Genomic DNA, 19701 nt, shown 5'->3' on the forward strand with positions numbered 1-19701 from the left:
AAAACCAATACTAATTATGTTTTTTGATTATTTACCTTTAGAGGAGTCTATTCCCTGAAAACACTTAGACAAAAACTCTTTTTCAGGAGGTTTGGTTAGAAAACTGACCAAGATTGTGGCAATGATTGCTATTGGTAGTGCTATGACCATGGGATCAACTGTGGGCCATGGCGCTGATGTGATAATTGTTGATTGTCCGGTTAAAGCTTGAGAAATGCCTAATGGTCCGGCTGTTTTTTTAAATCCGAACAATAACCATAATAAACTAACCATAGCCCCAGATACTAAGCCTGCGATTGCTCCCTCCTTTGTGGCCCGTTTCCAGTAAATTGCAGCTACATATATTCCCAGGAAGGCTGCAGCAGTTATACCAAACCAGAGAGAAGTTCCCAAGGCAACAATGCTGGAAGGCAACACAAATCCTAAAAACACTGCAATCAATACAGCAATCAGGATCCCTATCCTGGCCACCATCACTGAGGATCCTCCAGTTTTTTGAACTAAAGTTTCGTATATATCCCGTCCAAAGGCAGTGCCCTGCACATGGAACTGTGCTGACAGAGTGGACATTGCAGCAGATAAAAGAGCAACCATGAAAAGATATGTAAACCATAAAGGCATTGCTGCAGTGATAAATAATGGAATGACCTTGTCCAAGTTACCTCCTGCAGCTTGAACTGCAGTCTGACCGGTGGTTTGAATAAAGTAGACATTGGAAAGCGCACCAACCACGTAAGCTCCGAAAGTGATTACAAAAATGAATAATCCACCAATCAAAACTGCTCGGTTCAATTCCCGATTTGATTTGACAGTCATGAATCGCACCACCAGTTGGGGTTGGGATATTACCCCAATACCAACTCCCAAAATTAGACTAGAGACCAGTGTCCACCAAAAAGGACTTCCCAATGAAGGCATCGACGTCCATCCTGTGAATCCAGTAGCTGTAGCCTCTGCAGTGGCGCTGGCAGGTACAACATTCACCAAGTTGGTGAGAGCTTGGTTAGCATCAACCACACCGCCCAGCATCCAATAACTTGTTGCCAGAAGGATTATCATTCCAAAAAACATTATACTACCTTGCAAGGCATCAGTATACATTACTCCCCGGATACCACCAAATATTACATAAGCAGCTACAAAAATCGCCATTACAATCAAAGCAACATAATAATGAATATGAAGGGTAGTTTCCACAAACCGTGCCATTCCTACCAACACAACCGAAGCGTAAAGTGGCATTCCAATAAAAATAACGGCACCTGAGAAATATTGGATGAATTTACTATCAAAGCGTTTGGATAAAAATTCGGGAAAGGTAAGGGCCCCCATGTTATGGCCCATTTTACGAGTACGTTTTCCAAAAAACACAAAAGCTATGAAGATTCCTATAAGAATGTTTAAAAAGACCAGCCACAAGATTCCCATTCCATAATTTGCAGCCACCCCTCCAAAACCAACAATGGCTGCAGTGCTAATAAAAGTAGCCCCATAACTTAAGGCCATGATAAAAGGGTGTGTTTGTCTCCCTGCCACCATATAATCATCAGCACTCTGTGTTCTTCGCCATGCCACATAACCCACAAAACCATTTATCAAGAGAAATACCAAAACAACAACACTCAGTATAACTAAATCCACATAATCACAACCAATTCAGTTCCAATAAATTTTATCATGACATCCAATGATTAATGAATGTAAGAAGAGTATATATATCTATTTACATTCTGTTATTATTCGACTTAAAAGAAGTATCACCCAATTGCTTGATCCAGTATTGCTTGCCTATCAGATTTAAATAATGTATGGGATCAAACCTCTTCATATCCTTTAGTCTGTGAGAGTTTTAGATAGGGTTAAATTACCTTTAGAATAAATGAGTAAATGAAATACTTCAAATTGGTAGTGAAATTTTGAGTGAAGATCGTCCACCTAAACTCGGAAAACCCGTAACCGGTGACCAGAAAAGAAAAATTAGCCGGAAATTTTCAAAACCGAAAAACAATATTCGGAAAAAGTTAGACTCTCTTGATCTGAAAAAGAAAGGAGCTGACATTACCAGCAAATTTGCTTCCCTTAAATCAACAAGCAAAGAGAAAAAGGATGGACCTGCAAAACTTCAAAAAGCAAAAAAGGAAACTAAAAAGTCGAGATCTGAAATCCTAAAAACAAATCCTAGCCAAATTTTCAGAGAAACCCCAATAATAATGATTATTAGCCTTATTGTTCTAATTATTGTGGTTGTTACTGTTCTAATGTGGCCTGTTGATGATTTAACTAGTCAAAACCAAACACACAACACAAATAGCCCAGTAAAATTACAGAAAAATCATTTTTCTGATGGAATGATATCATTAGATTATCCTGAAGGTTGGAATATTACTGGCAAAGGTGATGACACTAAAAGTAGATCCCGTCTTTTAGTTACTGTTTCAAAAGATGAAAATAACAGCGTGTCTATCTTTAGGGAAGAATTGGGAACTCATAATTTCACACATCGAGTTGCTGCTTGGAGATCAAATATTTTGAAAAACGGTATGATCTACTATGAAGGTAGTATCACTGTGGACAATCAAACTGCTTATGAGTTTATGGCCAATTACAAACCAAGTGATAAAGTCTATGCCACCAGGGGAATTGCTTTACAAAAAAATAATATACTTTATTTCATAATTTTCATCTTTGACGACCCTCTCGTGGAGTATAGCGCTGAGATGGATAAAGTTATTAAAAGTTTTAAAGTGACTGAGAATCCTTATTTGGTATGAGGCAAATTGATTGCAAGGAGATTCAATATGATCTGGAATGAAGAGATTGAATGCATGGCCCATGATGAATTAAAAAAACTACAACTGAAACGATTACAAGACGTAGTTAAAAGGGCCTATGAAACTGTGCCCTATTACAAAAAACGTTTTAATGAAGCTGGTATCAGACCAGAAGATATTAAAACCTTGGATGATATTCAAAAACTACCTTTAACCACTAAAGATGACCTTCGTGCTGCCTATCCCTTTGGAATGTTTGCAGTTCCCCGTAGGGAGATAGTGGAAGTTCACACCTCTTCTGGAACCACTGGCAAACCTACGGTATCAGGATATACAAAAGAAGATATCAAAATCTGGAGTGAAGTCATGGCCCGGGGTTTGACCATGTTTGGAGTTACAGAAGATGATATCATCCAGAACACTCATGGTTACGGTCTTTTCACTGGAGGTTTCGGTGTACATTATGGTGCTCAACATATAGGCGCTACAGTGATCCCTATTTCAACTGGACAGACTCGTAGGCAAATCGAAATAATGAAAGATTTTGGAACAACTATTTTAATAGTCACACCCTCCTACGGACTTTACTTAGCTGAAGTAGCTGAAGAAGAAGGTGTAGAAAGTAGTGATCTAAATCTTAACTCCATTGGTTTTGGAGCTGAAATGTGGACTGAAGAAATGCGACAAAAACTCCAAAAGCGGTTTGATTCCCCAGCATATAATATTTACGGTCTAACTGAAATAATGGGCCCCGGGATTGCTTTAGAATGTCCTGAACAGGATGGTTTGCATGTTATGGAGGATCATTTTTATCCTGAGATTATTGATTCTGAAACTATGGAAGTTCTCAAAGACGGAGAAAAAGGTGAGCTTGTTTTGACCACTTTAACCCGTCATGGTATGCCAATTATTCGTTTTAGAACCAAGGACATAACTAACTTAAGAAGGGGAACGTGTCCCTGTGGCAGGACTCTTATTAAAATGGAACGCATAACTGGAAGGACCGATGACATGCTTAAGATTCGTGGAGTTGCGGTTTTCCCCTCCCAAATAGAAAAAGCACTTCTTAAGATGGATGGTATTGAACCTCATTACCAGATCATTGCCACCAGACCCCAACACTTGGATGAATTAGAAGTTCAAGTGGAAACATCACCAAAACTCTTCTCTGACGAAGTTAAAGAGTTAGTTGGTATTAAAAATAAAATAGAACACTTTATTCATGATGAAATTGGCTTAAGAGTGAATGTTACCTTGGTGGAACCAAAAACACTGCCACGTAGTGAAGGTAAAGCAGTTAGAGTTATTGATAAACGAGAATTATGAAGGGGAACAATTATGAAAATAAAACAGTTATCTATTTTCTTGGAAAATAAGAAAGGAAGAATGAGAAACGCTTTGGATGTTCTGGCTGATGCTGGATTTAACATTAGGGCTCTTTCCATTGCAGATACCTCTGACTTCGGCATATTACGCTTAATTGTGCCTAAACCAGATGAAGCAAAAAAGATCCTCGAGAAAAATAATTTTGTGGTGAAAACTGGTTATGTAATTGCTGTGGAGATGTCTGACCAACCAGGAGGATTAAGCACCATCTTGGGGATGCTTGATGATTCTGATATTAACTTAGACTATCTTTACGCCTTTGTGGATGAAAAGGAAGAAAGAGCCATTGTATTGCTGCGTCCAGAAGACATTGATGCAGGAATTGAAGCCCTTAGAAAAAGAGAGGCTACTATAATACCTTCTGAAGAGGTCTACAACTGGTAATTAATTTTTTTCTTTTTTACACTTTTTTAATATTTACAATAAAAGAAATTAGAGTTTTGACATACAGAACTTGAACCCTTCCTCGAATGCTTTTAGATTTATAGGAATGCTTCTTTCAGGAAGATTATCTTGCATGGATTTGATTATGGTCTTTTTATCCAGAGGGAATCCAGGTACTGCAGTTGCACCGCCTAACATGACCATGTTCATTGATAGTATGTGGCCTGATTTCTTGGCTATCTCATCTGCATCCATGGCTATAACTTTTTTGGTATGAGAACGCAGTTCACTCAGGATTGTGGATAAATCAGGATATGAATTTTCACTTTGGCTGAGGTTAAAAGGATAAATAGGAGCAGTATTCATAACCACGTAACTATCCTTATTTATCATGTTAACACTTCTTACAGCTTCTAATGGTTCAAATGCTAGGATAAGATCTGCATTGCCTTCTTCGATAAGTGGGCTGTGGGATACTCCAATTTTCATCTGTGTGGATACCTCACCTCCCCTCTGGGACATGCCATGGATTTCACCAACAACCACTGGTAAGCCTCTTTTCATGGCGGCTTCACCCATAATAACTGATGTTTTGATAATTCCCTGGCCACCCACTCCTGAAATGTAAATATGGTAAGGATGCATGATTATCCCTCCTCTCCTGATTTATCTATTTTTTCAGCCCTGATGGCCTTTTCTGGACATATCTGAACACACACACTACATTTTCTGCACATTAATGGATCAATTCTGATTTTATCATTATCCATGGTGTAGATGGCTGGGCAGGTAAGTTCTGTTATGCAAGTATTGCAATTGGTACATTTATCATCCTGAACTTGGAAAATAATATTTTTTCCTTTCTTTTCACGAGTTTTAATTAACATGCAGGGGTATTTAGATATGACCACTGCCAATTTATCAAACTGGAGCGCTTTTTCAAAGATTTCCCTGGATTTAGCCACGTTTAGTGGATTTATTACTTCCACAAATTCTACTCCACAAGCCCTTACAATGTCTGGTATGGATAGTTCTGGTGCTTCTAATCCCATACCATCCACTGGTAGTCCTGGGTGTGGTTGACCACCAGTCATTGCTGTGGTTCGGTTGTCCAAGATAACTAGGACGAATTTGTTCTTGTTGTGAACAGCATTGATAAGTGGAGGTATCCCAGCATGGAAAAAGGTGGAATCACCGATAAAACTTACTACTGTTTGAAGAGTGGCCTTGGAAAACCCACAACTGGTTCCAATTGATGAGCCCATTGACAGGAGGTAATCTGCTACTTGGTAGGGTGATTCAATGCCTAATGTATAACAACCAATGTCAGTGGGAAATATTAGATCATTAATATTTAGGTTTTCTGCGGCTTTTTTAACCTCAAAATACGCTGCTCTATGAGGACATCCCGGACATAGAGTTGGAGGTCTTTTTGGAAGTTCTAATGAAGATTTAACTGTTTTTTTAGATGTATTTTCCACCCCCATCATCTTTCCCAATCCCTGTAAAATAATATCTGGATTGTACTCGTAAATCATTGGCAGAGTACCGTCTAATTTCCCATGAACTATTTTGTTAAGCTGATGTTTGCCAACCACTGCCATTATCTCTTTTTCCATAATTGGGTCAACTTCTTCTACAACCAAAACCCTTTCCACATCTTCCAAAAATTCATAAACTCTTTTTTCAGGGAAGGGATAAGAAAATGTTATTTTAAGCACATTAACTGGTAGATCGTTTTCCTCCACCACATCCATAACATAATTATAGGCACTGCCACTGGTGACAATCCCAATATTACCTCCTTTAGTGTGGATTGGATTCAATGAAGAATTATTGGAAAGTACCCCTATTTTGTCCATTTTTTTAATAAGATTCTTGTGCATTATCCTAGCTGTGGCTGGGACCGGGACAAAACGGTTGGGATCCTTTTCAAAATGGCCTTTGCTCTTTGCACTCATCAGCCGACCAAGTTCAACCACCCCCCTCATATGAGAAACTCGCGTAGTTGTACGCAGAATTACAGGTAATTTGAATTCTTCTGATAACTCGTAGGCATATTTCATTAGATCCTTCACTTCTTGGGGATTTGAAGCTTCCAGGAGAGGAATGTTTGCCAATCTTGCGTAATGACGATTATCCTGTTCATTCTGAGAAGAAAACATAGAAGGGTCGTCTGCAGTGAGAATAACCATCCCTCCCTGAACACTGGTGTAGGCAACACTCATAAGGGAATCTGAAGCCACATTAACACCTACATGTTTCATGAAAGTGAATGATCTGAGTCCTGAAGCTGAAGCTGCAGCAGCAACTTCAAGAGCTACCTTTTCATTAATCGAAAATTCAAAATATATCCCGGCATCCTTAGCAAGCACTGATAAAACATTACCTATCTCTGATGAGGGTGTTCCAGGATAGGTAGTTGCTACTGATACTCCTGATTCCAGAGCTCCGCGGACTGCGGCCTCATTACCTAGTAAGAACAATTTATCATGTTCTTGTCCAGTTAAGATTTCTTTGATATTCATATTTATCTTCCTAATACAAGTAGAACAACTGCTAAAAAAATTTTATGGTAATCAAGATTTTGGGAGGTTTATTTTAACTTTTTTCAAAAGACTGTTATCAACAACAAGCACTTATTGATTACTCATAAACAATATCAACAGAACAATAATTTATATCTACGCTATTATTTTAGGTTTAGCCTTTATTAGATTTCGTATGTAACCCTGAATTGATCTGTTCCTGAATCATGTTTGTCATTATTTCCTGGTTTAAACAAATATTTGATTATATGTTGAGCTATTTTTGGATATAACTGGCAAATAAACTGCAGATGGATGTTTTTTGTCATGATAGATTGTTTGATGTGCCTTTTTTTGTTTGGTATCAGTGGCAATGGGATTGCCAGTGTTGGGGTTGGGATGTAACAGGGGATAGGCACTGGAATAAATTTCCAATCGGATTCTGTGTCCAGGTAGGAAAACATGGCCCATGTCAAATAGCTCGATGCGGTATTTTTCAATTTTTCCAGGTTCAAGTAGAACTTCTTTGTCAAATCCTTGCCTGAACCTAGCCCTTATTGCGCCACCACATTCTTCAGGACCTAAATTAATAGAAGTACCATCTGGATATACATCTAAAACTCTGATAATGAAATCTGTATCTTTGGAATCAGTAGAAGCAAATATTTCAGCAATTACCGGCCCCAAAATCGTTACTGATTCTTCGAGAGGAGGTGTTGTGTAAACTAGGACGTCTGAACGGTTTTCAGTCTGAGCACAATCAACAGCAAAACTACCCACTGACACTGGCCTTGGATTAGCTGGATCATAAGTGTATTTGTCTAGAACTGATGAATTTAAATCATTCAAGTTACTGGAATTGTTTTGAGGAAATTCCCATTCTAATATTCCATTACCATTAAGAGTGTTGGCCTGGCCACTGCTCGTAAGGTAGAGGGGAGTTACATTAAGATCTTTGGGTGGATAATTGGTGAGGTTTATCCATTGATTCAAACCAGTAAGATAGATATTCGCTGCAGGGACTTTCGATTTATTGGTAGTTGAATTTTTTAGGTAAAAATCGAAAAATGCCAGATGATAACCATAAATATCTACCTGACCTCCTGGAACTGGGAGGTCACCAACTTGGGAAAGTTGTAAGGAAGGGTGGGAGGTTCCATTGTTGGTCCAGGGCCCTATAATTAGGTGATGGTCATGACTCCTGGAAGGATTCTTGTTATTTCCATTCCAGTAGAACAAAGCCCCTGGTTGGTTTGAATCAAACCAACCACTGGTAGTTAGGGTGGGAATGTTGATCTGGTTAAAATCATTATCTGTGAATTGTATTTGCTTCCAATATTCATCCATGGTAGGGTGATTGAGGAATTGACGGTAGAGAGGCAAATCTATTCCCATTTCTTTGTCAACACTGATAAGTGGCCGATGATCAAATGCAGCAGTTAAATTGATATTTTGAGTGTTTAAATCCGGGTTTCGGCCGTTATTTTGGAGTGTCCATGGAATGGCCCATCCCATGTGGAAAATTCCCCCTATAGAGGGTATTTCCTGCATATACCTCCCATAAGCTGAAGTGGGAGCTATGCAGATCAAGTGTGGTGGTTTTTCTCTGGCTGCCAGTAACTGGACAGTGCCCATATATGATGAACCCATCATACCTATCTTTCCATTAGACCATGGTTGTTTTGCAGCCCATTCAACAGTATCAAAACTATCTGGCCCTTCTTGGAATAGAAAGTTGAAATTTCCCTGTGAATCACCTTTACCACGAACATCTTGTACCATAAACACGTATCCTTGTCCAGCAAAATACTCTCCCATACCAGTATAGTTCATGTTAGCTGCACTCCTCCCATATGGTGTGCGGATGATTATTACTGGATACTTCCCTTTTTTTTGGGGTAGCCAAATGTCAGAAACAAGTTTCACACCGTCACGCATGGGTGTTTCAAGACCAAAAATTGTTTTAACAGTTAAATTATTGTTTGTGGTTCTGTTGGTATAGTTATCAGTTAAGTTTTGATTGGTTTGGTTCAATCTTGTCTGATTACCAGTGCCATTTTTTATTGTTAAATTCTTCCCAGTATGATTAGTATCGCTTTGAGATTGGTTTAAAATTGGTTTTGTGCCTTCAGTAATGGATGTTTGATTTTGTTCTAGTAAAACTAGTCCAGATAATACACCCATGAATACGAATAGTGATATTAATACTATTGCAAATGGAGTTTCTTTCATTATTTTCCCCACTCTAACAGTCGGTTGGATGTATGATGAAAATGTATCAAATAAAAGGTTATTTGAAGGTTGTATTATAATTAACTCTGATGAAAATTAAAATCCAAGATATTGAAGTCAATTATAATATTTTCCATCGAAAAGTGAAGTATGCTCGTTTAGAAATTAAAAACGGCACGCTTAACATAATTATGCCCCATGGTGTTGAAGATTATTCTAGTTTAATTAACAAACATGAAAAATGGATTTATCAGAAATTTACTCGGATAAATCAGTTGAAAATTGAATCTGAAACTAGGAAACTGGATCATAGTCTGAGTAATGATTCATTCCAGGAAATTGTTCAAGGATATGTTGATAAAATATCTCATAAAATGGGTTTAAAAGTAAATAAAGTCACATTGCGAAAAATGAAAACCCGTTGGGGGAGTTGCAGTTCACTGGGAAATATTAGTATTAACACCCGCCTTAAATATCTCCCAAAAGACTTAATCAAATACGTAATCCACCATGAAGTTTGCCATCTGAAAATAAGAAAACATAATAAACAGTACTGGAGTTTAGTGTCTAAGGAATATCCAGATTATAAAAAATATGAAGATGAACTCTCGATTTACTGGTTTCTAGTTAAAGATTTGGATTAATTTGATTTAAATTATTAATGTTAATGATATTACATTGAAGTTTAGATTTAAAATTTGGTTTTTTAATATAATATTTTATAGGATGTTAGCCTATACACATAATATTAATATCTTATTTTACTAGTAGAAAGAATCCGAAAATAAAATTGAGATTCATAGAGTAAAACTAGTTATAATTTTTGATTTGATGAAAGATAAAAAAAAAATTAAAGATTTGAACTATTTGGAGATTGAAATGATAAATATAAAAGTTTTAAGGTACCAACCTCCACAGGACAAGGCCCCTCACCTTGAAACATATAGTGTGGATAAAAAAGAAAAAATGAAGGTTTTAGATGCATTAAACTATATAAATCAACATCATCAGGCAGGGATAGCTTATCGCAGTTCTTGTCGGGCAGGCCAATGCGGATCATGCGCGCTGAAAGTTAATGGAGAGATGGCTTTAGCTTGTAAAAAAGAAATAAATGATGGGGATAAAATAGAACCCCTAGATTTTCCAGTTATTAAAGATTTAGTTGTAGATCGGAGCGAAATTGATGGTAAAATCAAAGATATGGGGCTTTTTCTTAATGATGAATGTGGAATTGCTGAATGCCCATCTATCATCAACCCTGTTGAACTGGAAAATACCAAAAAATTAAGGAGTTGCATTGACTGCTATTCTTGCCTTTCAGCTTGCCCAGTTTTAAAGGTAAATGATGAATTCGCCGGACCATATTTCATGCGTGATCTGTCAAAATTTGCAATGGACCCCCGAGATTGCTCTGATCGAGCCGAAGAAGGATTTAAAGAAGGACTCTATTGTTGTACCTCCTGCTCCAAATGTGTGGAAGTATGTCCCAAAGAAATTAACACTTTCGGTGGAGCAATTGAAAAATTAAGGGAAATTGCATGCCAAGAAGGTATCGGACCTCTGCCAGCCCATAGCTCAGTTAAGGAACTTATCGAAAAAACTGGCAGATCTGTGGAACCCATGAAAGAAGGCCCAATGAGGGCGGGTTTCATGGAAACAACCATCCGAAAACAGGAAGCCCGGAAATTAGATGAGGATGACCAAGACAAAAAAGAGAAAATAGCATTCTTCACTGGATGTTTAGTTGATTATCGGCTGCCAGAAATAGGAATGTCCCTTCTAAATGTTTTAAATAAACATCAAGTGGAAGTGGAAGTGCCGGCAGGGCAAGTTTGCTGTGGTTCTCCCATGATCCGTACTGGGCAGACTGATGTGGTGAAAAAACTAACTGAAAAAAATGCTAAAGCATTGGAAGGTTATGATACCATTGTCACAGTCTGTGCAGGGTGTGGTGCCACCCTTAAAAAGGATTATCCCGAATATGGGGTAAATTTGAATGTTATGGATATCAGTGAATACTTGCAGGATAAACTAAATACTGATGATATGAAGCCAGTTCCCATGAGAGTAACCTACCATGACCCCTGTCATCTCATTAGGGGTCAAGGAATTCGTGACGAACCACGTAAAATTCTGGAAAAAATCAAAGGACTTGAATTTGTTGAAATGGAAATCCCTGACCAATGCTGCGGTGCTGGTGGGGGTGTCAGAAGTGGTAAACCAGAAATTGCTGAAGCTTTAGGCCGTGAAAAAGCAAAAATGGTAGAAAAACTGGAAGTGGATGCAGTGATTACCATCTGTCCTTTCTGTGAAAACAACATCCGTGCTTGTCTAGAAGCAGAAGGTCTCCATCTAGAAGTTATGAACATACTCACCCTCTTGGAGAAGGCCTATTACTAAAAAAAAAATAAAATTTTTAATTCTAAATATTTTTAAATAACAAACAAGTTTCATAAAGGGATAATATGATTTATGTGGTTTTTGTGGAACCTAAAACTCCTGGTAATATAGGTTTTCTTGCTAGGACCATGAAAAACTTTGGTTTAAGTAATCTAGTTCTTATAAATCCCTGTCAACTTGAACATGAAGCCTACTACCAATCCATGCATGCCCGTGAAATCATCTACAATCGTCAAGAACACGATTCATTAAAGGTATTTCTAAAAAAAGCAAGTATTGATTTTGTAGTAGGAACCACTGGCACTGCAGGGGGGAGTTACAACCTTCCCCGAATATCAATCACCCCCGAAAACCTAGCACAATCCCTAAACATTCAGGGAGATATTGCCCTTATTTTTGGAAGAGAGGGAGATGGACTTACTAACCAGGAGTTAGAACTTTGTGATTTGGTAGTTTCGATTCCCACCCATGAATCATACCCCATACTAAACATAACACATGCAGCGGCAATTATTTTCTACGAATTATTCAAAACCCAAAAAAAGTATCCTGTAGAAAATTTAGATGAGGCATCCTTAGAAGAAAAAAAGGGATTAATTGATTATGCAGATGAGGTGCTGGATAAGCTGGATTATCCTCCCCATAAAAAAAAGAATGCCTCGATTGTCTTCAAAAGAATTCTTGGACGGGCTTTCATATCCGGAAGAGAAGCACATACATTAAAAGGGATGTTTCGCAGAATAAGAGATAGAATAAACTAAATATAGATTTGTTAACCGGATAAATTTTATTTAGTAAAAATTGAATTTTCAATAATCATTAAAAAAAATGTATATAATAAATATCAAAAAAGGAAATTGACAATAAACAAAAGAGGGAAAACAATGGCTATTTTAAGTGACCAGGACATCAGAAAATATTTGGACGAAGGAAAAATTTCTATTGAACCATTAGAAGACCCTGGAAGACAGATCCAGCCATCATCAGTTGACCTTAGAATTGGGAGCGAATTTAAAGGTTTTCGCATAATCCGAAAACCTTGCATTGACCCATTGGATAAATCAGACTTGGAATCATATATGGAATCATTCCACTTGGAACAAGGCGAACCATTCATTATACACCCTGGAGAATTTGCATTAGCCACTACTTATGAAGCTGTAAAACTCCCTGACGACCTAGTTGCAAGAGTTGAAGGGCGTTCATCAATGGGGCGCTTGGGCATAACCATGCACGTTACTGCTGGATACATTGACCCTGGATTTGAGGGGAAGATCACCCTGGAGATCTCCAACATAGGTAAAATGCCTGTGGCACTCTACACTGGCCAGAGGGTGTGCCAAATTGTCTTTGAAACCATGACCAGCCCATCCCAACGGCCTTATGGCCACCCTGAAAGGGATAGTAAATATATGGGTCAGGATAAACCAGTGACCAGCAAAATCAAACAAGATTACGAGATTCTAGACAGGAAACAGACAAAATTGATTTAAATTTCAGTATAAAACTTGGATAAGTTTGATTTAATTAAAAATATGATCATATTTGATAATTGAGAGGATTATAATGAGAAATGAGGATGTAATGAATATTGCCAAGAAAAGAGGATTTTTATGGTCATCATTTGAAATTTACTCGGGAGTGGCCGGATTCTTTGATTACGGCCCATTAGGCGCTATTTTAAAAAATAAAATAATGAATAAATGGCGTGATTACTACCTGGTTGGTGAAGGTTACTATGAAATCGAATCACCCACCATCATGCCTGAAGAGGCATTGAAAGCCTCCGGACATGTTGATCACTTCAATGATCCCATGACTGAATGTAAAGAATGTCTGGAAGTTTTCCGCGCAGATCATGTCATTAAAGATGTTACAGGAGAAGATGTAGAAGGATTGGAAAACCAGGAACTGACTGAAATTTTATCTAAAGAACAAATCCGATGCCCCCGATGTGAAGGACATCTAACACATGTATGGAGCTATAACTTAATGTTTCAGACCTTAATAGGAGCTAAAGGTAAAAAAAGTGGTTATATGAGGCCAGAAACAGCTCAGGGCATCTTCATTACCTTCAAAAGATTGTTGAGATTTAACCGTGGGAAACTCCCTTTTGGTATTGTGCAATTAGGTAAAGCATACAGAAATGAGATCTCACCACGCCAAGGCGTTATTCGACTTAGAGAATTCACTCAAGCTGAAGCAGAGATCTTCGTTGATCCTAAAGACAAAAGTCATCCCCGTTTTAAGGAAATTGAAAGTCAAGTTCTAACCCTTTACCCTGCAGATATTCAGGAAAAAAATGGTGAACCAATCAAGGTCACAGCCCAGGAAGCGGTTGGAAAAGGAATTGTTTCCAGTGAAATCTTGACCTACCAATTATGCCTAGCCAATAAATTCATAAAAGAATTAGGAATACCCTTTGATGTGATAAGGTTCCGCCAACACCTTAAAACAGAGATGGCACATTATGCCATTGATTGCTGGGATGTGGAGATTCACACAGACCGATATGGCTGGATTGAAGTAATTGGAATAGCAGACCGTGCAGATTTTGATCTCAAATCCCACAGTGAGTATAGTAAGGAAGATCTGCGTGTTTTTATGGAATATGACCAAGCCACAACTATTAAAAAACTGGTTGTGAAGCCAGATATGAAAAAATTCGGACCCCTATTCAAGGGAAATGCACCTAAAATCATAGATATTCTTAAAAAAACAGAACCTGAATCCATTAAAAAATCATTTGACACAGAAAATGTTTACAACATGAAAATAGATGGTGAAAACTATCAGTTAACACCTGACTTGTTATCCTTTGAATATTCCCAAGAAACTGTTAGGGGTGAAAAGGTATATCCCCATGTAATTGAGCCTTCCTATGGTATTGACCGCATTACTTATTCTGTGCTGCTTCACTGCTTCCAACAGGATGATGATAGAAATCTTCTACGCTTACCAGCCGATATTGCCCCTGTAACAGTGAATGTATTCCCTTTGGTTAATAAAGATGACCTTATCAGGATATCCGAGCACATAAGAGATGATCTACGTGTTGAAGGCATTATTGCAGAGTTAGACACTTCTGGAACCATCGGGCGCAGATATGCTCGTTCTGATGAAATTGGAACACCTTTCGCAGTTACGGTAGACCATCAAACACTGAAAGATAAAACAGTAACTATTAGAGAAAGAGATAGTCAAAAACAAGTAAGATTACCAGTTGCCAATATTCCAAACACAATAAATGGCTTGATAAACAAAAAAATAGAATTTAGTGAATTTGAAACCATATAACAACTCAAATCACTATTATCTCTTTTTACAATTCTAAACTTTCCAAACCTATTTTTTGACCAGGGCTTCCAATTCATCTCTAGGGATCTTTTCCGCAATCTTAAGTTTTGTTGGGCAGCGCCCCAGTTTAATATCATGTTTTTTTGCGATTGCTTTTAGATCCTTCATGGTGGCCTTTTTGGCCATTTCTTCCACATCCAAATTCGACACCTCCTTCCATAAAAAATCAGAACTTAATTCCAATATCAATACTAATTAAGGTCAAAGTGCTAATTAAATTTAGACTACTCAAAACTGACATAAATATCAAAATTTATCAGGAATTTATGGATGGATTAACGTATCGATTTGAGTTGAGTTATATGATAGACGCCCATATACATGCTGACTGTAGGCCATATGAAGATTTTGAATTGATGATGTTAGCTGGAATTGAATCTGCCATTACTCTTGCCCATGACCCCATGAGAATGAGCACTTCGGCTGTGGTCTTGGACCATTTCTACCGCATACTGGAAAACGATTTTAAAAGAGCTATAAAAAATGGTTTAACTTTGAAGGCAGCTCTGGGGCTTCACCCACGGAGCATTTGCCCGGACTATGAACTGGTTCTAGAAAAGCTTCCAGAATTTCTTGACCGTGAAGAAGTTGTTGCTCTGGGGGAAGTAGGTCTTGAAAATGCCTCTGAACTTGAAAAAAAAGTATTCAAAGCCCAACTTTTAATGGCAGGGGAACTGGGAATGAAAGTGGCAGTTCACACCCCCCGTAGTAATAAAAGAGAAATTACCATTGAAACATTGTCCATAATCAAAGAAAATATTGAAACAAGTATGGTGGTAGTGGATCATGTAGATCCCTCAATAATAGATTTAGTGGAAGATTTTGAGGGAATGCTAGGAATCACTGTGCAACCAGAGAAAATGACACCCACAGAAGCTGTTGAACTTTTAGATAGAACAATTGAAGAATATGGCGCTGAAAGGTTCATGTTAGACAGCGATATAAGTTCTTCTCCTTCAGACCCATTATCAGTTCCTAAAACCGTTCATCAAATGAAATTAGCTGGCTGGGAAAAAGCAAAAATAAAAATGTTATCCCGTGATAATGCCACTAATTTTTACAATTTAAAAAAGAAATGATGATTTTAACCCATTAATGCTGATTAAAATCCTTATAAATTGTAAAAACACTCTTTGTACTAATTCGAGTCAATGTAGAAAATTAAACCACTCTTGGTGCTGATTAAAATAATTGTAATTCATTAAATTCCATACCAAAATCATGTTCAAGATTTAGTTTTACAGGAGGATTAGAAAGTTATTTTCCCAGTTACTGATCCTCCCATTTTCTGCACACAAAGGGAAGCAATTTTGTTGGCATTTTCCAGACAATCTTTATGTTTTTCACCTTCAATATAGGATTTAATAAAACCAGCAGCAAAGTTGTCCCCAGCACCAGTGGTATCAATAACATTCACCTTTTTTGCAGAGGAATAGGTCACTCCTTCACCGGTGAATAGTGTTGCACCTTCAGCACCGTTGGTCACCACAACCATTGGAATACCCAAATCCAAAAGCATTAAACTCCCCTCTTCCCATTCTCTACCAGTTAAAAGGTAAACCTCTTTCTGATTTAAAAATAATATTTCAGTCCTTTTTAGAATGTTTCTAAGTTTTTCAATTCCAAATGAAGACATTACAAGACCTGGATTGAAAGATAATTTTTTTGCGTGTTTTGATGCTTTTTCAGCAACTTCCCAATACATTCCAGTAAGATGTAAGATTTTTGAGTTCTTAATAAACTCTATGTCACTTTTTTCTAATTCGAAACACGCATTAGCGCCAGAATAACTATATATGGACTTTTCAGCACCCTTAGTAATGGTAATAAAAGCCATTCCAGTATTACCCTCAATGGCCATGATTCTGCTGCAATCAATGTTCAGTGCTTTGAGTTGGTTTAAAAATAGTTCACCAAAAAAATCTTTCCCCACCCTAGCTAACATGCTTGTTTTAATGCTTAGTGAAGAAATTCTCGAGGCGAAATTAAATGCCGAACCACCTAAACTAATATGTAATTTTTCTACATTAACTTCTTGCTCAGAATATGCAAATTGAGGTACTTGGCTGATAAAATCAATATTACATGTTCCAAGGCAGGTTAGATCGGTTGGGGTGTGATTCATTTTGTTTTTATATAAAAAAAATGTTTCTTGATAAAAAAAAATAATTATTTTATTTAAAAACGATTTGGTGCGCTTAAATTTCAGTTTATGATATATATTTATCCCATAAAATATTTAATCACTTATTCTCAGGTAATATGCCAACAAACTTCTTAATACGCTCAATAACTCCTTCTTTATCAGGTTGGACTGGTTTGTAAGTTTTTCCAACTAGGTCTGCTGCCAGTTGCATGATTTCGTTGCTGATTGGAGAAGAAGGGTTTAGTTCCATCACTGAACTACCTAATGCTATGGAACGCTCCATTTCCCGGTCATAGGAAATAACAGAAATCATAGGCACTTCTAGTATGGATTCTATTTCAGTGACCGATAAAAGGAAAGTATCATCGTACCACATGTTCAAAATAAAGCCAAGGATTTCTATATTAAGCTCATTTAAGAGTATTCTAATTTTTAAAGCATCAGCCACTGCAGGCATGGTAGAATTAGTGACTAGTATGGCTTCAGTGTCCTCTGGAAGAGCTTCAAATATATTTGAGTTTATTCCTGATGGAAGATCCATTAAGAATATGTTTCCATAGGATGAAATTTCCTCCATTATCCTTTTCCAAGACACATAGTTTGGATTTATGGTTTTAAGGGTTTCAAAATGCATTCCTGTAGGAATAACAAGTGCCCCTTGATTTACCTGATACACACAATCTTGGATGGCTTTATCCCTCATTAATACATCGTGCAATGTTACATCTGGATTCAAAAGTCCGGTTATTACATCCATGTTCGACATCATTAAATCCATGTCCAACATGACTACTTCTTCACCAAACAAGCTTAGAGCTACACCTAAGTTAAAAGTAAGTGAAGTTCTGCCAACTCCTCCTTTTCCTGATGCTAAAGCAATAAACCTAGACATATTACTCCCTGCAGTGGATGATTAAAATTTTATCTCCTCCCCAGCAGACCTTCAACCAATTTGGATATGACACCTTTTTTGTCTGGTTCGATTGGTTGGTAATCTTCACCTATCAGATCTGCTCCCAGTTGCATGATTGCATTGCTGGTTGGTGACTTTGGATTTTTCACAACTAATGGTTCTCCGAAAGCAGCTGCTCGGCTAACTTCAGTATCATTGGGAACCACAGCAATTACTGGTACTTCAAGGATCGTTTCTATCTCACTTATAGTTAGGAATGTTTTATCGTGTTGTTCCCTGTTGATAACCACACCTAATATATCCACACCGAGACGGTTGGCTATGATTTTAGTTTTCAGTGCGTCACTGATGGATGGGACCTCGGGAGTGGTTACCAGTATCATTTCCTGGGCTGCTGCAATGGCAGCTAAAGCGTCTTTTTCCAGTCCAGCAGGAGCATCAATTAAAAGAATATCCGCACTTTCAATGAGAATTTCCAAGGCATTCTCCAGACGGTCCATTTTTATCTTCCTCAGACCTTCCAGCGATATACCTGCAGGTACTACTTTTACTCCCCCTGGTCCTTCATAAATAGCATCTTCAATATCCGCATCTCCTGAAAGAACGTCATGAAGAGTAACAGATTTTCCTTCCATACCTAGTATCAGTTCCAAGTTAGCCATGGCCACATCCGCATCAAGAACAATCACTTCTTCTCCGTAAGTAGCCAATGCAACCCCTAAATTCGCCGTGATAGTTGTTTTTCCAACTCCTCCTTTTCCTGATGCAACTGTTATCACTCTTGTCATCAAATTCCTCCTATAAGTAATATATTGCCTTAACTGTTTTTATCTTTAACTAAAATTAACTAAATTCAACATTAATATCAAATTTTTCCACAACTTCCGGATATTGTCTGAAACTTTTTTTAATGGCAATTTCCGCTATATTTATTATTTGCCTGGTTAGATTATTGGCAGTTCTTGACTGTCCCATGATTCTGTTAAAAAAACCTTCTGATTCATACTCGGCGATGATGTTTATAGTTCCAGATAGGTCCTTGTAATTGTCAAGGAATACCATGACTTCAGTTCCCCTAATTTTGGGAACCCCCAATACGGATTTTTTGATTGTATTCATAAGAACTAATTCTACCTTTTCCACATCTTCATCGTCAATAATACCGCCTTTGTATGTTTGTAGGAGCCCCTCTACTTGTTCTTCTTCTACTTCTTTGATTCCATATTTTTTAAGAAGTTCTGAACGGTCTGCAGGTAATTCTTCTTCGTCTTCTTCAGCTTCACCTGATTTTGAAGAATCAACTCCTTCCACTGGTTCGGATTTAGTTGAACTTTTGGTTGCCTTTTCTTCAACAACAGGTTCTTCGGATTTGAGGGAAGCTTCAAGAGATTCTGATTGTTTAGAAGGTTTTTCACGAACTAATGGTTTTTCTTCGATATCAGGGACAGTTTCGATACCCTTTGGCTCTTCAACTTCCAGTTCAGACTCAAGCTCAGGCTCAATCTCAGGCTCAGGCTCAATCTCAGGCTCAGGCTCAATCTCAGGCTCAGGCTCAATCTCAGGCTCAGGCTCAATCTCAGGTTC

General features: G+C 37.8%; 18 protein-coding genes. 9 read left to right on the plus strand and 9 right to left on the minus strand.

Annotation, left to right across the window (positions count from 1 at the left end):
- Nucleotides 1-27: 27 nt before the first annotated feature.
- Nucleotides 28-1641, minus strand: coding sequence for a sodium/solute symporter (locus GXZ72_05355; GenBank protein HHT18969.1), 1614 nt, complete (start codon nt 1639-1641; stop codon nt 28-30).
- Between the two features lie 275 nt (nt 1642-1916).
- Here GXZ72_05355 and GXZ72_05360 point away from each other — a divergent pair, with 275 nt between their 5' ends.
- From GXZ72_05360 to GXZ72_05370, 3 genes are read left to right on the plus strand one after another with little or no spacing between them, the layout of a single operon-like run.
- Nucleotides 1917-2771 carry a hypothetical protein gene (locus tag GXZ72_05360; protein ID HHT18970.1) on the plus strand — a complete coding sequence of 285 codons (855 nt, stop codon included), beginning with the start codon at nt 1917-1919 and terminating at the stop codon, nt 2769-2771.
- 27 nt (nt 2772-2798) lie between these two features.
- Nucleotides 2799-4097 carry a phenylacetate--CoA ligase gene (locus GXZ72_05365; GenBank protein HHT18971.1) on the plus strand — a complete coding sequence of 433 codons (1299 nt, stop codon included), beginning with the start codon at nt 2799-2801 and terminating at the stop codon, nt 4095-4097.
- 12 nt (nt 4098-4109) lie between these two features.
- Nucleotides 4110-4541 (plus strand): ACT domain-containing protein, encoded by a 432-nt coding sequence (locus tag GXZ72_05370; protein ID HHT18972.1) that lies wholly within the window; start codon nt 4110-4112, stop codon nt 4539-4541.
- Nucleotides 4542-4589: 48 nt separating this feature from the next.
- Here GXZ72_05370 and GXZ72_05375 read toward each other — a convergent pair whose 3' ends face one another.
- The 3 genes from GXZ72_05375 to GXZ72_05385 all read right to left on the minus strand — a co-directional run bounded on the left by GXZ72_05375 (nt 4590) and on the right by GXZ72_05385 (nt 9301).
- The gene (locus tag GXZ72_05375) at nt 4590-5186 is read right to left on the minus strand and encodes an indolepyruvate oxidoreductase subunit beta (GenBank protein HHT18973.1); all 597 of its coding nucleotides are present in this window, start codon (nt 5184-5186) and stop codon (nt 4590-4592) included.
- 2 nt (nt 5187-5188) lie between these two features.
- Entirely contained in the window at nt 5189-7069 is a 1881-nt protein-coding gene (gene iorA, locus GXZ72_05380; GenBank protein ID HHT18974.1) for an indolepyruvate ferredoxin oxidoreductase subunit alpha, read from the minus strand.
- A gap of 249 nt (nt 7070-7318) precedes the next feature.
- Nucleotides 7319-9301: a CocE/NonD family hydrolase gene (locus GXZ72_05385; GenBank protein ID HHT18975.1), complete on the minus strand. Its 1983-nt coding sequence runs from the start codon at nt 9299-9301 to the stop codon at nt 7319-7321.
- 89 nt (nt 9302-9390) lie between these two features.
- On the opposite strand from GXZ72_05385, the gene GXZ72_05390 reads away from it, so the two are divergent.
- The 5 genes from GXZ72_05390 to glyS all read left to right on the plus strand — a co-directional run bounded on the left by GXZ72_05390 (nt 9391) and on the right by glyS (nt 14998).
- Nucleotides 9391-9945, plus strand: coding sequence for a M48 family metallopeptidase (locus tag GXZ72_05390; GenBank protein HHT18976.1), 555 nt, complete (start codon nt 9391-9393; stop codon nt 9943-9945).
- Nucleotides 9946-10180: 235 nt separating this feature from the next.
- Nucleotides 10181-11701: a succinate dehydrogenase/fumarate reductase iron-sulfur subunit gene (locus tag GXZ72_05395; protein HHT18977.1), complete on the plus strand. Its 1521-nt coding sequence runs from the start codon at nt 10181-10183 to the stop codon at nt 11699-11701.
- A gap of 65 nt (nt 11702-11766) precedes the next feature.
- On the plus strand, nt 11767-12462 hold the full coding sequence (locus tag GXZ72_05400; protein HHT18978.1) for a TrmJ/YjtD family RNA methyltransferase: 696 nt from the start codon (nt 11767-11769) through the stop codon (nt 12460-12462).
- Nucleotides 12463-12585: 123 nt separating this feature from the next.
- Nucleotides 12586-13194, plus strand: coding sequence for a dCTP deaminase (locus tag GXZ72_05405; GenBank protein HHT18979.1), 609 nt, complete (start codon nt 12586-12588; stop codon nt 13192-13194).
- Nucleotides 13195-13267: 73 nt separating this feature from the next.
- Nucleotides 13268-14998, plus strand: coding sequence for a glycine--tRNA ligase (glyS, locus tag GXZ72_05410; protein HHT18980.1), 1731 nt, complete (start codon nt 13268-13270; stop codon nt 14996-14998).
- Between the two features lie 48 nt (nt 14999-15046).
- On the opposite strand, the gene GXZ72_05415 is transcribed toward glyS, so the two are convergent.
- Nucleotides 15047-15199 (minus strand): hypothetical protein, encoded by a 153-nt coding sequence (locus GXZ72_05415; GenBank protein HHT18981.1) that lies wholly within the window; start codon nt 15197-15199, stop codon nt 15047-15049.
- 161 nt (nt 15200-15360) lie between these two features.
- Here GXZ72_05415 and GXZ72_05420 point away from each other — a divergent pair, with 161 nt between their 5' ends.
- On the plus strand, nt 15361-16137 hold the full coding sequence (locus tag GXZ72_05420) for a hypothetical protein (GenBank protein HHT18982.1): 777 nt from the start codon (nt 15361-15363) through the stop codon (nt 16135-16137).
- Between the two features lie 170 nt (nt 16138-16307).
- Here GXZ72_05420 and GXZ72_05425 read toward each other — a convergent pair whose 3' ends face one another.
- From GXZ72_05425 to GXZ72_05440, 4 genes are all read right to left on the minus strand, one after another.
- Entirely contained in the window at nt 16308-17183 is an 876-nt protein-coding gene (locus GXZ72_05425) for a carbohydrate kinase family protein (protein HHT18983.1), read from the minus strand.
- 118 nt (nt 17184-17301) lie between these two features.
- On the minus strand, nt 17302-18096 hold the full coding sequence (locus GXZ72_05430) for a P-loop NTPase (GenBank protein ID HHT18984.1): 795 nt from the start codon (nt 18094-18096) through the stop codon (nt 17302-17304).
- Nucleotides 18097-18125: 29 nt separating this feature from the next.
- Nucleotides 18126-18905, minus strand: a complete 780-nt coding sequence (locus GXZ72_05435; protein HHT18985.1) for a P-loop NTPase — start codon at nt 18903-18905, stop codon at nt 18126-18128.
- Nucleotides 18906-18960: 55 nt separating this feature from the next.
- Nucleotides 18961-19701 (minus strand): DUF2226 domain-containing protein (locus GXZ72_05440; protein HHT18986.1); only part of this gene is annotated, 741 nt, incomplete at its 5' end.

It is taken from the genome of Methanobacterium sp. (assembly GCA_012838205.1).
Taxonomy (GTDB): domain Archaea; phylum Methanobacteriota; class Methanobacteria; order Methanobacteriales; family Methanobacteriaceae; genus Methanobacterium.

Coding starts and splice junctions, on each gene's coding strand:
- GXZ72_05365 (HHT18971.1), top strand. CDS start 2,799: ATGATCTGGAATGAAGAGATTGAATGCATGGCCCATGATGAATTAAAA.
- GXZ72_05370 (HHT18972.1), top strand. CDS start 4,110: ATGAAAATAAAACAGTTATCTATTTTCTTGGAAAATAAGAAAGGAAGA.
- GXZ72_05375 (HHT18973.1), bottom strand. CDS start 5,186: ATGCATCCTTACCATATTTACATTTCAGGAGTGGGTGGCCAGGGAATT.
- iorA (HHT18974.1), bottom strand. CDS start 7,069: ATGAATATCAAAGAAATCTTAACTGGACAAGAACATGATAAATTGTTC.
- GXZ72_05385 (HHT18975.1), bottom strand. CDS start 9,301: ATGAAAGAAACTCCATTTGCAATAGTATTAATATCACTATTCGTATTC.
- GXZ72_05390 (HHT18976.1), top strand. CDS start 9,391: ATGAAAATTAAAATCCAAGATATTGAAGTCAATTATAATATTTTCCAT.
- GXZ72_05395 (HHT18977.1), top strand. CDS start 10,181: ATGATAAATATAAAAGTTTTAAGGTACCAACCTCCACAGGACAAGGCC.
- GXZ72_05400 (HHT18978.1), top strand. CDS start 11,767: ATGATTTATGTGGTTTTTGTGGAACCTAAAACTCCTGGTAATATAGGT.
- GXZ72_05405 (HHT18979.1), top strand. CDS start 12,586: ATGGCTATTTTAAGTGACCAGGACATCAGAAAATATTTGGACGAAGGA.
- glyS (HHT18980.1), top strand. CDS start 13,268: ATGAGAAATGAGGATGTAATGAATATTGCCAAGAAAAGAGGATTTTTA.
- GXZ72_05420 (HHT18982.1), top strand. CDS start 15,361: ATGATAGACGCCCATATACATGCTGACTGTAGGCCATATGAAGATTTT.
- GXZ72_05425 (HHT18983.1), bottom strand. CDS start 17,183: ATGAATCACACCCCAACCGATCTAACCTGCCTTGGAACATGTAATATT.
- GXZ72_05430 (HHT18984.1), bottom strand. CDS start 18,096: ATGTCTAGGTTTATTGCTTTAGCATCAGGAAAAGGAGGAGTTGGCAGA.
- GXZ72_05435 (HHT18985.1), bottom strand. CDS start 18,905: ATGACAAGAGTGATAACAGTTGCATCAGGAAAAGGAGGAGTTGGAAAA.